The 15,557-nt window shown below is 64.6% G+C and carries 11 protein-coding genes; 3 read left to right on the top strand and 8 right to left on the bottom strand.

Going from position 1 to position 15,557, the window contains the following annotated elements:
* Positions 1-111: 111 nt before the first annotated feature.
* Positions 112-1,122 carry a LacI family DNA-binding transcriptional regulator gene (locus AC25Z0_RS11385; protein ID WP_488133287.1) on the bottom strand — a complete coding sequence of 337 codons (1,011 nt, stop codon included), beginning with the start codon at positions 1,120-1,122 and terminating at the stop codon, positions 112-114.
* Positions 1,123-1,335: 213 nt separating this feature from the next.
* On the opposite strand from AC25Z0_RS11385, the gene xylA reads away from it, so the two are divergent.
* A complete protein-coding gene (gene xylA, locus AC25Z0_RS11380; RefSeq protein WP_488133286.1) occupies positions 1,336-2,529 on the top strand; it encodes a xylose isomerase in 1,194 nt (397 codons plus the stop codon).
* A gap of 172 nt (positions 2,530-2,701) precedes the next feature.
* Positions 2,702-4,117, top strand: coding sequence for a xylulokinase (gene xylB, locus AC25Z0_RS11375; protein WP_488133285.1), 1,416 nt, complete (start codon positions 2,702-2,704; stop codon positions 4,115-4,117).
* 46 nt (positions 4,118-4,163) lie between these two features.
* Here the strand turns inward: xylB and AC25Z0_RS11370 are convergent, their stop codons facing one another.
* The 4 genes from AC25Z0_RS11370 to AC25Z0_RS11355 all read right to left on the bottom strand — a co-directional run bounded on the left by AC25Z0_RS11370 (position 4,164) and on the right by AC25Z0_RS11355 (position 10,329).
* Positions 4,164-6,836 (bottom strand): sugar-binding domain-containing protein, encoded by a 2,673-nt coding sequence (locus tag AC25Z0_RS11370; protein ID WP_488119764.1) that lies wholly within the window; start codon positions 6,834-6,836, stop codon positions 4,164-4,166.
* 69 nt (positions 6,837-6,905) lie between these two features.
* Positions 6,906-8,276, bottom strand: coding sequence for an extracellular solute-binding protein (locus AC25Z0_RS11365; RefSeq protein ID WP_488119763.1), 1,371 nt, complete (start codon positions 8,274-8,276; stop codon positions 6,906-6,908).
* A gap of 61 nt (positions 8,277-8,337) precedes the next feature.
* Positions 8,338-9,249 carry a carbohydrate ABC transporter permease gene (locus tag AC25Z0_RS11360; protein WP_488119762.1) on the bottom strand — a complete coding sequence of 304 codons (912 nt, stop codon included), beginning with the start codon at positions 9,247-9,249 and terminating at the stop codon, positions 8,338-8,340.
* A 6-nt stretch (positions 9,250-9,255) separates the two neighbouring features.
* Complete coding sequence (locus AC25Z0_RS11355; RefSeq protein ID WP_488119761.1) at positions 9,256-10,329, bottom strand: carbohydrate ABC transporter permease; 1,074 nt, start codon at positions 10,327-10,329, stop codon at positions 9,256-9,258.
* A 150-nt stretch (positions 10,330-10,479) separates the two neighbouring features.
* Here AC25Z0_RS11355 and AC25Z0_RS11350 point away from each other — a divergent pair, with 150 nt between their 5' ends.
* On the top strand, positions 10,480-11,487 hold the full coding sequence (locus tag AC25Z0_RS11350) for a LacI family DNA-binding transcriptional regulator (protein WP_488119760.1): 1,008 nt from the start codon (positions 10,480-10,482) through the stop codon (positions 11,485-11,487).
* 18 nt (positions 11,488-11,505) lie between these two features.
* On the opposite strand, the gene AC25Z0_RS11345 is transcribed toward AC25Z0_RS11350, so the two are convergent.
* Genes AC25Z0_RS11345 through mmsA form a run of 3 tightly spaced genes read right to left on the bottom strand, consistent with a single transcriptional unit; the run spans position 11,506 to position 15,534 of the window.
* On the bottom strand, positions 11,506-12,717 hold the full coding sequence (locus AC25Z0_RS11345; protein WP_488119759.1) for an ROK family protein: 1,212 nt from the start codon (positions 12,715-12,717) through the stop codon (positions 11,506-11,508).
* A 57-nt stretch (positions 12,718-12,774) separates the two neighbouring features.
* Complete coding sequence (gene mmsB / locus AC25Z0_RS11340; protein ID WP_488133284.1) at positions 12,775-13,995, bottom strand: multiple monosaccharide ABC transporter permease; 1,221 nt, start codon at positions 13,993-13,995, stop codon at positions 12,775-12,777.
* Positions 13,996-14,001: 6 nt separating this feature from the next.
* Entirely contained in the window at positions 14,002-15,534 is a 1,533-nt protein-coding gene (mmsA, locus tag AC25Z0_RS11335; RefSeq protein ID WP_488119757.1) for a multiple monosaccharide ABC transporter ATP-binding protein, read from the bottom strand.
* Positions 15,535-15,557: the final 23 nt, after the last annotated feature.

Genomic DNA, 15,557 nt, shown 5'->3' with positions numbered 1-15,557 from the left:
GGGGCGAGCGGATGCTGCTGTGTTGCGGTGGTGCTGGTGGTGCTGTGGTGCTGGCTTTCGAAACGTTTCGATACTTGCGGTGAAAAGAATCCTTTCGATGTGCGGGGAAGGTCAGGGACGGTAGTGGGCCGTTGAACCGAGCGCGACATACGTGGGCTCGATCAGTTCAACGTGCGGGACGGTGTCGCCGTGCAGCTGCGCCATGATGAGCTGGATCGCCCTGCTGCACGACGCATCCGACGGAAGGGGAATGACATCGAGCGGCGGATCCAGGTGGTCGGTCTCAAAGCTCGAGCACGCGGAGACGATCGACAAGTCCTGCGGCACGCGGATGCCGCGCTGGCTCAGCAGTTCGAGCACCATCGACTGCACTGGCTCGTTGCTGTTCAGCACGAGGGCCGTCATTCCCGGCAGTGCGTCCATGAGGGCGTCGACGGATGCCCGCACCCCGGCAGAGTCCTCAGCAGACGGCGTGAACGCCGCCTCGATCCCCCGACGTTTGGCGTCGGCCAGAAACGAGTCCCTGAACCGCGGCGGGAAGTTCGATCCACGCTCGTAAACGATCGGCGCCTGGCCGAGCAGTCCGATTCGGGTGTGGCCGAGGGCGGTCAGTCGCTCGAGGCTCATTTCGGCTGCGCGTTCAAAGTCGAGGTCGACACAGGTGAGGCCCGTCGTGTCGCTGGGGATGCCGACAACCGTCGCCGGCAGGCCGAGTTCACGAATGAGGTCGGTGCGCACGTCTTCGGTGGAGACGTCGAGCAACAGGATCCCGTCAACGAGCGACGAGCGCGCCACGCGGCGCAGGCCGCTCGTCGCCTCATCCTGGGTGAGAAGCAGAACGTCGTAGTTGAATTCGCGCGCGGCCTTGACGATCGAGAGCACGAACGTCATGTGGGCGGGGGCGTAGGTGCCGGAGTGCAGCGGCGCGCTCAGCGCGAAGATGTTGGTGCGGCTGCCCTTGAGCATTTGCGCGCCGGCGTTCGGTCGGTAGTCCAGCTGCAGGACGGCAGCTTCGACTCGTCTGCGGGTGGTTTCCGCAATGGATCGCTTCCCGCTCAGCGCGTAGGAAACGGTGGAGATGGACACACCAGCGACGCGAGCGACGTCGTGAATGTTGGCCATCTGAACTCCATTGTTTAAACGTTTCGAATGCGGTGTCCAGAGCCTAAGCCAGCCAGAAGTCAGAGCGCAAGACATTTGTGGTAATTCACTACAAATGTCTTTTAGCCCGATGAGCGGCATTCTTTGCTGAGAGGTAGTGCAGACGCTTCGCTCGTGCTCTAATATGTTTTGAAGTCCAACAAATCATCATTGATGCTGAATCGGAGCTCGACAATGTCACTCACCCCCACCCCGGCCGATAAGTTCTCCTTCGGTCTGTGGACCGTCGGCTACAACGGAGCCGACCCCTTCGGCGGCCCCACCCGCCCCGACCTCGACGTTGTCGAAGCTGTCACCCGCCTGCACGAACTGGGCGCATACGGTCTCACCTTCCACGACGACGACCTCTTCGCCTTCGGCTCAACGGATGCCGCGCGCCAGAACCAGATCGACCGCCTCAAGCAGGCACTCGCCGACACCGGCCTCATCATTCCGATGGTGACCACCAACCTGTTCAGCGCACCGGTCTTCAAGGACGGCGGCTTCACGTCGAACGACCGCGCCGTTCGCCGCTTCGCGCTCCGCAAGGTGATGCGCAACCTCGACCTTGCCGCAGAGCTCGGTGCCAAGACGTTCGTCATGTGGGGCGGCCGCGAGGGCGCAGAGTATGACTCCGCCAAGGACATCCGCGCTGCACTCGACCGCTACCGCGAAGCCGTGAACCTGCTGGGTGACTATGTGACCGACAAGGGTTACGACATCCGCTTCGCCATTGAGCCGAAGCCGAACGAGCCCCGTGGCGACATCCTGCTGCCGACGCTCGGCCACGCCATCGCATTCATCAACACGCTGGAGCGCCCTGAGCTCGTCGGTGTGAACCCTGAGGTCGGCCACGAGCAGATGGCCGGACTGAACTTCACCGCCGGCATCGCGCAGGCGCTTGACGCCGGCAAGCTGTACCACATCGACCTCAACGGCCAGCGTGGCATCAAGTACGACCAGGACCTCGTGTTCGGTCACGGCGACCTGCAGAACGCGTTCTCGCTCGTCGACCTGCTCGAAAACGGTGGCCCGAACGGTGGCCAGGCGTACGACGGCCCGCGTCACTTCGATTACAAGCCGTCACGCACCGAGGACATCACCGGCGTCTGGACGTCGGCTGCGGCCAATATGCGCACCTACCTGCTGCTCAAGGAGCGCGCCGCGGCATTCCGCGCCGACCCTGAGGTGCAGGAGGCACTGGCCGCGTCACGCGTGCCTGAGCTGTCCGTCACCACGCTCGGCGAGGGCGAAAGCTACGACGACTTCCTCGCCGACCGCGCCTCGTACGAGGACTTCGACGCCAAGGCATACTTCGGTGGCAAGGGCTTCGGCTTCGTGCACCTGCAGCAGCTGGCGCTCGAGCACCTGATGGGCGCGCGCAACTAGCACGCTCCCATCCGCGCCAGCCGACCACGCGGCGCAGCAGGGTCCATGAGTCGCCCATTTTTGCTAGTGCACGAGCACTCTGAACTAGCAGAAGTGGGCGACTCATCCGTCGTCACCCCCTTCACGTATCGCCCACACACCACCCGCACCACCACTCGCTGAGGAGCACCGCATGACCCTGGTCGCCGGAGTCGATTCATCCACCCAGAGCTGCAAGATTGTCATCACGGATGCCGACACCGGCGCCCTGGTCCGCAGCGGCAGGGCCACGCACCCCGTCGGCACAGAGGTTGATCCCGCCGCCTGGTGGGACGCCCTGCAACTCGCCATCAGCGAGGCCGGCGGACTCGACGACGTCTCAGCGATCTCGATCGCCGCCCAGCAACACGGCATGGTCGTACTGGATGCCGATGGCCGCGTCATCCGCCCCGCCCTGCTCTGGAACGACACCCGCAGCGCGCCCGCCGCAGCAGACCTCATCGCAGAGGTCGGGGCCGCGGAGCTCGCGCGCCGCACCGGGGTCGTTCCCGTTGCATCATTCACCATCACGAAACTGCGCTGGCTGCAGGGCGCTGAGCCGGAGAACGCCGCCCGCGTCGCCGCCGTCGCCCTCCCCCACGACTGGCTCACCTGGCGCCTTCGCGGCTTCGGCCCTGTCGACGAGAGCAGCCGTGGACCGGTCCTCACCGAGCTGACGACCGACCGCTCCGACGCGAGTGGCACCGGATACTGGTCACCACTCACCGGCGAATACGACCGCGAACTCCTCGCGCTGGCCCTCGGCCACGACGCGATCCTGCCGCGCGTACTCAGCCCAGGCGAATCCGCCGGCACGACGGGGCCTGACGTGGCGGCATCCGCTCTCGTCATCGGCGTCGGCGCAGGCGACAACGCCGGAGCTGCCCTCGGTCTGGGGGCAGGCACGGGCGATGTCGTGGTGTCCATCGGCACGAGCGGCACCGTGTTCGCCGTCACCGACGCACCCATAGCGGATGTCACGGGCACCGTCGCCGGGTTCGCCGACGCGACAGGGCGCTCGCTTCCCCTCGTCGCCACCCTGAATGCCGCGCGCGTGCTCGACGCCATCTCGGGCCTCCTCGCCGTCGACTTCGATGAGCTCGGGCGCCTCGCGCTTGAGGCGGAACCCGGCGCGGCCGGACTCGTGCTGCAGCCGTACTTCGAGGGCGAGCGCACGCCCAACCTGCCGGATGCCTCGGCCTCCCTCTTCGGGATGACCCTGGCTTCGACGTCCAGGCCCAATCTGGCGCGTGCCGCGATCGAAGGATTGCTCTGTGGCTTGGCCGACGGCCTCGACGCCGTGCTCGGGCTCGGTGTGCAGGCCGACCGCATCCTGCTGATCGGCGGCGCGGCGCAGAACCCGGCCGTGCAGGCCATCGCCGCGCAGGTCTTCGCCGTGCCGGTGCAGGTGCCGACGCCCGGCGAATACGTCGCCAACGGCGCGGCAGCCCAGGCCGCCTGGGCACTGACGGGAACCCGTCCGACCTGGACACTGTCGACGACAGCAGAGCCCGCACCCGACTTCCGCCCGGTGATCCGCGAGCAGTACGCCGCGCACCGCGTGCAGTAGCGGCACCAGGGCAGCACCCCTGAACCGGGGTGCTGCCCGAATAGAACTACGCTCGCGCTGCGTGCGCCACGAGTGCCCGACCGAGCGCTCTGGCCAGGGGGGACGCATCCGCTTGTGCACGGACGCGGAACGTGGTGAGCGTGACTTCGCCATCGCTCCACGCGATGGTTGCCGTGGTCGTTGCCGCGTGCCGCAGCCATCCGGAGAAGAGCGCTGAGTGCACCTGTGCGGGGCGCATGGCCGCCGGGATTCCGTTGATGACCAACTCACCGAGAAGATCCTCGTAGGCGATGCCGAGGAGCGGTCCACCGGGAAGCGTTGCGAACGCGCCGTCTCGCCGCAACCATTCCTGGCGCGGAACCCAGTCGCCGTCGCCGTCTCGCGGCCCCAGCTTGGCGATCGGCAGGTAGTCGAACGCGTCGCAGAAGGCATCCGCTTCTTCAACGAGCACCAGTACCCTGCCCCCGCGACGGGCATGCTCCTGCGCCGCGGCATCGAAGCTGCGGACGACGAGCAGGTCGGTCGCATCAGGCGCAACTGCGTCATCCGCTGCGGCGAAGCCGAGACCCGCGAGCCAGGCACGCACCGCCGGGTCGGTCGAGCACACGGATCGGTCGAGCGCCGGCACCTCGTCCATGACCACGGCGATGATCGCGGCGTCGCGAGCCTGCAGGATGCCGTCGACCCAGAGTTCTGTCGCGATCTCCAGCTCGCCAGGGTAGTTCGGCATGGTGAGCTCGGTAGTCACCGTCGCACGCTCGTCGATCCGAACCGATCGAGACTCGACAGTCGTGCCGTCGACGCTCCACCGCAGTTCACCGATCGCACCAGCGCGAGAGCCCAGTGGCCTCGGCGGCACGACAGCGGTCGACACCGCGATGGTCCCGCCCACGCGGTCGGAGTACGATTCCGGGCGAAGTACAACGGCGATGTCACCGTTGATCAACCGGAAGTCTTCGTTGAACTGCTTGGGGTTGCGCATCATGTCGAAGAGGCCGTTGGCCTCCCACTGCACATCGCTCAACTGCGTCAAAACATATCCAGAGATGGAGCCATGGCTGCGGATCGACCCGGTCTGGTAGCGATTGGCCACCATCTGCGAGTGGTGCAGCGCAGTGACGAGGGCGTCCCACGATCCGAAGACGTCCGTCAACCCGAGGTCAGCGAATCGCGCTGCGAGCCCGGTGCCTTCGGCGGCGCCGTATGCCCAATGGGCGCCGTTCGCGAACCACCATGGCTCAGACCCGTCATCCTCGAACTGGTCGAACGCGGTGGGCAGGGCCCAGTTTCCGTATTCGGAGAGGATGAGCGGCTCATCACCACTCCGGACGGCGTCGCCATAGGGGCTGTATGTCCAGGCTGGCCTGCTCGCGAAATCGGCGATCTTCTCGTCCCACGGCACCCGGCTCTCCGGGATTCCCCGATAGACGTGAAAATCATCGAGGTCGCTCTTGATGTGGAAGTTGGGCTCGCACGCCGAGTTGTCGACGACGAGCGCGTCTGGCGCCAACGCCTTGACCCTGTCGAACGTCTCCTGCAGCCAGGCACGCTGCCCGGCATCCCGCAGGTCGATGCCCCATGACTCGTTCATGACGGTCCAGATCACAATCGACGGATGATGGCCGTCCAGCTGGATGAGATCGGCCAGCAACTGCGCGCCCTCTGCAGCCCCGCGGCTCGTCATGGTGAGCCAGCTCGGCAGTTCGGCCCACACCAGCAGGCCCATCCGGTCGGCCAGGTCGTAGTAGCGCTCGTCTGGACGCTTGATGTGGCAGCGCAGCATATTGAAGCCAAGGCGCTTCGTCTCGGTGAAGAGCGCTTCGAGCGCCTCATCGGATTCGGGAATCGTGGAGCTGCCCAGGTGGTAGTCCTGGTCGAGCACCGCACGAATCTCCAGCGGCTCACCGTTCAGCAGCACCTCACCGTTGCGAGTCGAGATCGTGCGGAATCCGGTCGTGCGCTGTTGCGTGTCGACACCGCTCGCTGTGTTCACGCTCACCGCCACCGTGTACAGCTGCGGGTCGGTGGTCGTCCAGGACTGCGGCGCCGGAATGCGCACATCGAGCGACATCCGTTCAGCGCCATCGTGCAGCTCTATAAGAGAGGAGTAGGTGTCGGCGTCGTTGCCGACGCGGGTGACGACGATGCTCGCCGTGTCACCGGCAGTTGCCGCGACAGCCAGGCTCGCTGTCGCCGTGATCACACCGGTCGTGGCATCGGCCCGAACGAACACATCGTTCAGGTGCTGGGGTGTTCGTGATTCGATCCGCACCGACTGCCAGATACCGGCGCTCGTGCCGTACCAGCTCTGCTTGCCGTGGGGAACCTCGGTGAAACTGGCCTCGTCGCCCGCCCGCATCCTCGGCGGGTAGGACACAGCGACCTCAATGTGGTTGGTGCCCACCGTCAGGGCATCGCCCAGGTCGAACTCGAACGGCGTCCATCCACCGACGTGCTCGCCGATCGGCTGGCCGTTCAGTGTGACGGATGCCGCATAGTTGACTCCCCCGAAGTGCAGGTGCGCGCTTCTGTCGCGAGCCCACCCCTCAGGCACATCGAAGCTCCGGTGGTAGCGAACCGTCTGGTGCGACATGCCATGCCCCTGAACCTGTGTGGTCCATGGCCCAGGAACGACGACGGAAACGTCGGCCTGTCCGCTGCCGAGCGACAGTGCCCATTCACCGTTCAGGTCAAGGTGTGGACGACTGGATTCGATCATGTGCCTGTGCTCCTTGAGAGGGGCCCGCGACGGCGTGCCGCGGGCCCCTGGTCTAATGCGGGGTGTGGACTACTTCGCCAATGCCTGTTCGACGCGCGACTGCGCCTCTGTCAGGGCTGCGCTGATGTCCTTGTCGTTCAGCCATGTCGACTCGATCTGCTCAAGGATCGCGTCTTCGGCGCTCTGCCAGTTCTCGATGTGCGGCACGAGCTTGGCGTTGTGCAGGGCCGTCTCCACGTAGTTCTCGCGCTGCACGGCATCCGTGTATGCCTCTGACTCCAGCACCGAAACGCGCGGCGACATGTGACCAGTGGCGATCGCCCAGGTGTCGGTGTTGTTGTAGAGGTACTTCGCGAACTCAATGGCCGCGCGGTACTGCACAACATCGCCATCCTTCTGGCGCGGAATGGCCCAGGTGTGCGAGGCAGCCCACGTTGCGGGCTCTTCGTACAGGGTGGGGAAGTCAGCGACCTGGTAGGTGAACGGTGCCGTTGTCGCGTATTCGTTGACGACCCAGGTTCCGTTCATCATCATGGCCGCGTCACCGGCGAGGAACTGGGCGTTCGACCCTGCGTAGTCGACTGTCGCATCTGCGTATCCCTCGTCAACGAGAGTGTTGATGAACTCGAGGGCGTCCTTCGCCTCAGGGGTGTCGATGCTCACCGTCTTGCCGTCTTCAGAGATCAGCGCGCCGCCCTGCTGGTTGACCAGGCTGGAGAACAGGCGGAAGCCCATCGGGTCGTTCGCGAGGGCGATCGAGATGAAGTACTTTCCGGTCTTCTCCTTGACGGTCTTGGCCGCGGCGAGGAACTCGTCGGTGCTCGTGGGGAGCTGAGGCGTGCCGTCGGCGTTGATGAGTCCGGCCTGCGTGAACAGGTCGACATTCACGTGAGCGAGGATGGCGTGCAGGTCGAACGGGACCGCGTAGGTCTCGCCTTCCCACTCGACACCGCTCCGTGCTGAGTCGCTGGCATCAGCAAGCTCGATACCGAGCTCTTCAGCGTCGAAGGCGATGATGCTGTTGCGTGCTGCGTAGTCCGGCAGCGCGTGAGCGTGCAGGTTGGCGATGTCGGCGGGCGCTCCGCCGGCCAGGCTGGCGTTGAGCGCGTCATAGTACGACGCCCATTCGCTGCCACCCAGGCGCTCGACGGTGATGCCGAACTCGTTCTCAGCGTTGAACTTGTTGGTGAGGATCTGGATGGCCTCACACTCGTTTGCTGCCTTGCTCGTGTCGGTGACGCCCGTGGTCGTCTCCTCGCAGTCGCCGAACATCCTGGCCATCTGAATCGTCGTGCCGTCGAGCTGCTCTGCTGTAACGGCTTTGATGTCGGCGGTCAGGTCTTCCGAACTGGCGGAACTCGCTCCGGTGGAACAACCCGCGAGCAATAGTGACGCCACCGCAAACGACGACGTCGTCATTGCGATCCTCTTGGTGCGCATGTGTGTATCTCCTCTTGTGTGGAAAGGTGGCCGGGTGGCCGGTAGTACAGCGGTGGAGTGGCTATTTATCGCCACTGGTCAAGGCAATGCCTCGGATGAGGTGCCGTTGGAACAGCACGAAGATGATGAGTAGTGGCAGGCTGCCCATGACGCCGCGGGCCATGAGCGACCCGAGTTCGGTGGCCTGCGCGAAGTTGCCCTGCAGCGAGGCCAACCCGGTGGTGATGGTGAACATCTCACGCTGGGTCGCCGAGACGAGCGGCCAGAGGTAGTCGTTCCAGGTCTGCACGAAGGTGAAGATTCCGAGCGCGACCATCGATGGCCTGGCCAGCGGCAGCATGATCGAGATGAACGTGCGCCACGGCCCTGCACCGTCGATGCGCGCCGCCTCTTCCACCTCGTCTGGAACCTTCGAGAAGAACTGCGTCATGAGGAACACGCCAAGCGGGGCAGCGAGTCTCGGCAGGATCAGCGCCTCGTAGCTGTTGTGCAGGTCGAGGTCGGCGAACATGGTGAAGAGAGGGATGAACATCGCCTCTTTCGGGATCATCAGCCCGGCCAGCACGCTGGCGTAGATGAAGACCTTGCCTGGAAAGTCGATCTTGGCGAACGCGTAGCCGGCCATCGCGCACAGGATGACGGTGACCACCGTGGTGATCACAGACACGATGAAGCTGTTCAGGAACCAGCGCGGCGTCAGCCCAACCTGCATGACACCGATGAAATTGTCGAAGGTGACCGCGGGTGGGATCAGGCCGGTCGTCTCAGCGGCCAGCATGCTGTTCGGCGTCAACGCGAGCGACACCATCCACAGCGCGGGTATCAGCCAGACGATGCTCGCCACGATCATGAGCACGTGATAGACAGCGGATGCCGACATCCGGCGCGAGCTCGGACGCTTGGGCCGCTTCGACGTTGAGGTCCGCGCCATGGCGCGAGTGGTGTTCGGGGCCGATGAAGTGAGGAGTGCCATGTGCGGTTACCTTTCCCGGCCGAAGACCTTGAGTTGCACGATTGAGACGACGAGCATCACCGCGAAGAGGAAGAGCGAGACAGCAGAGGCGTATCCCAGCTCGAGGTCGCGGAAGCCGGCTTCGTAGATGTGCTGGATGAGCACGCGGGTCGCGCCGCCTGGCCCACCGCCGGTCATGATGTTCACCTGGCCGAACACCTGGAACGACGAGATGATCTGGGTGATGATGACGAGGACGAGCACATGCTTCAGGCCCGGAATCGTGATGTTCCAGAACTTGGTGAGCGGTCCGGCTCCGTCGAGCGCCGCAGCTTCGTAGAGCGATTCGTCGATGTCCTGCAGGCCGGCCGCAAACAGCACGAGGTTGAATCCGACGGTCCACCAGACGGTGGTGATGATGATCCCAGCCATGGCGAAGCTGGGGTCTGACAGCCAGGCGATCGGGCCGATCCCGAAGTTCGCGAGGAATGGCGCGAGGAGGCCGCGGTCAGGCGACAGGAAGTAGCTCCAGACCAGCGTGACCACCGACACCGGGAGCACGTACGGCAGGAAGAATGCCATTTGGTAGAGGCCACGCCCGCGGCGCTTTCCCTGCAGGGCGAGTGCCATCAGCAAGCCGAGGCCGGCGATGATCGGCACAGACACCACGGTGAAGACCAGCGTGTTCTTGAAGGACACCCAGAAGTTCGGGTCGTTCCACATGCCACCATCGCCGGGGTGGAAACCAAGCACGATGGCGAGCAGCAGCAGCCCGCCGACACCGATGCCCATGCCCCACGAGATCGAGCGGCGCTGAATGGGACGGATGGCCAGGGCGATGGCCGCAGCGACGATGAGCAGGCGAGGCACGAAGAGGTGCGCAGCGGTCCAGGTCATCTCGGTGCCCCAGAACATGCGCACGTAGTTGTCGAGGCCGATCCAGTTGCGGGTGTACCCCAGCAGATCCCAGTCGTGCAGGCTCATGACCACGGCCTGCACGAGGGGGTAGCCGATGAATGCGAGATAGATGATCAGGAAGGGGGCCGTGAACATCAGCCCGTGTTTCAGCCCTGTGCGGGCCTGACGAACACTGCGAGCCATCGTGAGTCCTCCGAATTGCCACGTTGCAAATTGTGTGAATGACTGATTTAGCCATAGCAATCAGACCCGTGTCAAATCTCCGCACATCCTGGCCGTGTCGTTCTGCGCGTGCTGGCGACCGCGATTCCAAAAGTGCGCAACGATGGAGCCATGGCCGCCAACATCCACGACGTCGCCCAGCTCGCCGGCGTCTCGCCGCGCACGGTGTCGAATGTCGTGAACAATTTCGTGCACGTACGCCCGGGCACTCGCACGCGCGTTCAGGCGGCAATTGAACAGCTCGGCTATCGGCCGAACATCAGCGCGCGCCGCTTGAGACAGGGCAAAACCCGGATTCTCGCGCTGGCCGTTCCAGAGCTCTCCCAGCCCTACTTCTCAGAGCTCAGCGAGCTCATCGAGCGGGCAGCGCAGTCCCAGGGATACACGGTGATGGCCGCCCAGACCGGTGGCGCGCGTGACCGGGAGATCGGTATCCTGCGCGAGTTCGGTTCGCACGTCGTCGACGGTCTGATCCTGAGCCCCATGAGCATGCAGGCCACCGATCTGCGGGAGAACAAGCCGAGCGTTCCCATGGTGCTGATCGGGGAGCAGATCTTCAGCGAGGCGTTCGTCGACATCGCGATCGACAACGTGCGAGCCGTTCAGGATGTCACCACCCACCTCATTTCCACCGGCCGCATGCGGATCGCCGCCCTTGGCGCATACTCAGAACCCGGGTACCGCAGCGCCGATCTGCGCCTGGAGGGATACCGCACTGCACTCGAGCAGGCCGGGCTCCCCTTCCACCCCGAACTCGTGCTCTATACCGACCAGTACAGCCGCAGCGCCGGACGCGCTGCCGTGCTCGCCGCAGCCGAGGCCGGTCTCGAATTCGACGCCATCGTCTGCTTCAACGACGTGCTCGCCCTCGGCGCACTGCGCGCGCTGGCCGACCTGGGCATCTCTGTCCCCGGCCGCGTCGCGGTGACGGGCATGGACGACATCGAAGACTCCGCGTTCTGCGTCCCGTCGCTGACGACGATCTCCCCCGACAAGGAAGCCATCGCGACCAACGCGGTTACCCGCCTTCTTGAGCTGATCGACGACCCAGAGGCCGCTGCCAGCGACATCATGCCGGCACACCGACTCGTGGTGCGGGAGAGTTCAGCTCCGGCCTGAGCGCGCGGAGGCGCACTGTTACAGCTGGCGACCGCGCACGAACCCGGCCGGGTCATCGAGTAGCGCCGCGAACGGCAGCTCAGCGGCCCCGACCATCATGAGCCGCGAGCGGAGACTGGCCCGCTCGATGGTCACGGCGTGACCCCTGCTGCTCATTGAGCGCACCCGCACGGCTTCGGCCAGACGCTCTCGACCAACCGAGAGCAGCGAGCCGAGAAACCCGCCGAGGACGACCATCTCAGGGTCGAACATGTTCACGAAATTGGAGATGGCCTCCGACAGGCAGTCGATCTGGCGGCGCACTTCACGCAACACAGCGGGGTCCCGCGACACCGCGAGCGCAATGTCGAGGTCATCCTGGTCTGCACGGGTCACGCCAAGCACAGCCAGCAGCCTGGCCAGGCTCACCTCGGTCTCCAGGCACCCGATACGCCCGCAATGGCAGCGCACCCCCGTGCTGTTCACGAGGGTGTGGCCGAGCTCTCCCGCATAACCGCGCGTGCCGCGGAGCGGTGTCCCGCTGATGATGAGGCCACCGCCGATACCGCTCGCGCTGCCGTTGAGGTACACGACGTCATCGCAGTGCTGCGCGATGCCGAACAGGCTCTCCGCGATCGCGCCGAGGCTGGCGTCGTTGCCGGCGAAAACCGGATAGCCGAGAGCTTTCGACAACGGCGCAGCGAGGGCAGCGTCGCGCCAGCCAAGGTGCGGCGCGACGAGAATCCGTCCGTCCGACGAATTCACCAGGGCAGGCACGGCCACGCCAACACCGGCGATGCGATACGTCCGCTCGATCTCGCCACGCATGCCGTCGACGATGGCCTTTACCACGTTGATGGTTTCGCCGATGCTCGGCACCCCCGCAGTGTCGAAACGGATGCGCCTGATCACCTCACCCCCCAGGCCAACCAGTCCGACGGTGATGGCATCAACGTCGGGGTTGACCGCAATCGCGGCCAGCCCGGGGTTCGGGTACACCTGCGGGCTCGGACGTCCGACCCGGCCGACGACACTCTCCGGCTCGCCCTCATATGCCATGCCGAGGTCGACCAGTTCCGAAACAAGCGCGGAGATAGTCGAGCGATTGAGGCCGGTGCGCTTCGTGAGGTCGGCGCGCGAGCATCCGCTTGCATGATGCAGCATCGTCAACGCCATCGACAGGTTGTACCGACGCAACTGGTCGTTGCTGGTCCCGCCGCGAATGCCGAGAGTCGGCGGGGCGCTATTCATCCGACTCTTCACCCTTCACTGTAACGAGCCTGAGACGAGCCTGAGTCGAGCCAGCGGTTAGCGCCCGCCCCGACGCTTGTTGAAGATGTCGAACGCAACGGCCAGCAGCAGCACCAGACCCTTGATCGCCATCTGCCAGGCCGAGTCGACGGAGAGAATCGAGAGCCCCATGTTGAGCACGCCCATGACCAGGCCACCGATCACAGCTCCGACCACGGTTCCGACACCGCCCTGCACGGCCGCACCACCAATAAAGACCGCCGCAATGGCATCGAGTTCGTAGTTTCCACCGGCGGCTGCCACGGCGCCACCCGCACGGGACGTCGACACGACACCAGCGAGCGCGGCCAGCACACCCATGTTGACGAAGATGAAGAAGTTGACCCACTTCGTCTTCACGCCGCTCATGATGGCGGCGAACATGTTGCCACCCATCGCGTACACGTGACGGCCGAACACTGTTTGGTTGAGCACGAACGTGTAGAGCAGGATCAGCACGGCCAGGATGATGAGGATGATCGGTGTTCCGCTGTAGCCGGAGAGCAGCCAGGCGAACCAGATGATGGCGAGTGCTGCGATGCCGCTCTTCACCCACATCGAGGTGATCGGCTCGCGCGGCAGGTCAAGCTTGCGCAGCGTGGCCCTGCTGCGCAGCTGCTGCACGATGAGCGCCAGCGCCGTCAGTACACCAAGGGCGAGGGTGAGCACGTCGCGGCCACCGATTTCGCCGAGGAAGCCAGGGATCCAGCCGGCACCGATCGCGGTGAATTCGGCCGGGAGGCCGCTGATCGTTCCGCCGGTGAGCAGCACCAGGGTGAGCCCGCGGAAGATGAGCATGCCGGCCAGCGTGACGATGAACGCCGGTATCCCCACGAAGGCGACCCAGAATCCCTGCCACGCCCCGATGACGGCGCCGACCAGCAGGGAGATGAGCACTGCGGCCCACCATGGCAGGTCCCACGAATTCATGCTGATCGCCGCAACCGCGCCGACCAGCGCGACGACCGATCCGACGGAGAGGTCAATGTGCCCGGCGATGATCACGATGACCATGCCGATGGCGAGGATCAGCACGTAGGCGTTCTGCTGGATCAGGTTGTTGACGTTCCCCGGCAGCAGCAGCCGCCCGTTGGTGAGCACCTGGAAGAGCACGACGATGATGGCGAGAGCGGCGAGGATGCCGTACTGCCTGAAATTGATCGAGAGTCGCGGCTTCCGCACAGAGGCGGGAGGCGGAGTGGGAGTGGGCGTAGTGGTGGGGGTGCTGGTGGTACTCATCGGGGCTCAGTCCTTTCCCGCGGTCATGTAGTGCATAAGAGTTTCTTGCGACGCGTCGGCCCTGGCCACCTCGCCGGTGAGCTTTCCTTCAGAGATCGCGTAGATGCGATCCGCCAGGCCGAGGAGTTCGGGCAGCTCGGAGGAGATCACGACGACTGCCTTGCCCTGTGCGGCGAGTTCGTTGATGATGCCGTAGATCTCGTACTTCGCACCGACATCGATGCCGCGCGTCGGCTCATCGAGGATCAGGATGTCTGGGCCGGAGAAGATCCACTTTGAAAGCACGACCTTCTGCTGGTTTCCGCCTGACAGCTTGCCGGTGACGGCTGAAACGGATGGCGCCTTGATGTTCATCTTCTGGAGGTACGACTCTGCGACCTTGTATTCGCGGTTGCGGTCGATCACGCCGTATTTGGCGAGCTTGCCGAGCGCCGCGGCCGATACGTTCACGGTGATGTCACCGATCAGATTGAGGCCGTATCGCTTACGGTCCTCCGTGGCATAGGCGAAGCCGTGCTTGATGGCTTCATCCACGGTGCGCATCTGGATCTCTTCACCGTTCTTGTACACGGAGCCTGAGATATTGGTGCCGTATGAACGGCCGAACAGGCTCATCGCCAGTTCGGTGCGGCCGGCACCCATGAGTCCGGCGAAGCCGACGATCTCGCCCGCACGCACAGTGAAGGACGCCCCGTCGACGACCTTTCGGGTGGTGTCGACCGGGTGATAGACGGTCCAGTCCTCAACCCGGAGCACTTCGTCACCGATGTTCGGATCGCGCGGCGGGAACAGGTTGTTGAGGTCACGACCAACCATGGCGCGGATAATCCGTGCCTCCGTGGCATCCGGTCCGTCCATCGCGATCGTCTCGATGCTCGTGCCGTCGCGGATCACCGTGACGGTGTCGGCGATCCGCTTAATCTCTTTGAGCTTGTGGGAGATGATGATGCAGGTGATGCCCTGGCTGCGCAGGTGGTCGATCAGTCCGAGCAGGTGGGCAGAGTCCTCATCGTTGAGCGCCGCTGTCGGCTCGTCGAGGATGAGGAGCTTGACCTGCTTGGAGAGCGCCTTGGCGATTTCGACCAGTTGCTGCTTGCCCACGCCGAGCTCGAGGATCTTGGTGGCCGGGTTCTCGTCCAGGCCGACCCTGGCCAGCAGGAGTGCGGCTTCGCGGTTGGTCTTGTTCCAGTCGATGACACCGCGGCGGGCGTTCTCGTTGCCGAGGAAAATGTTCTCTGCGATCGAGAGATACGGGCTGAGCGCGAGCTCCTGGTGGATGATGACGATGCCGTCATGCTCGCTGTCGTTGATGCTGCGATAGGCAACCTGCTTGCCTTCGAACTCGATGGTGCCGTCGAAGCTGCCGACGGGATACACGCCGCTCAGCACCTTCATCAGCGTCGATTTCCCCGCGCCGTTCTCGCCGCAGATCGCGTGGACCTCGCCGCGCTTCACTTCGATCGACACTCCGTCGAGTGCCTTGACGCCACTGAAGTCCTTCTCGATGTTGTTCATCCTGAGGATGGTCGAGTGTTCCATGGCCGCCTCCTGTTCTTGCTCGC

The organism is Leifsonia sp. Y862, assembly GCF_057669585.1.
Note: the sequence above shows the minus strand (reverse complement) of the source record. Positions and strands in the feature narration are given on the sequence as shown.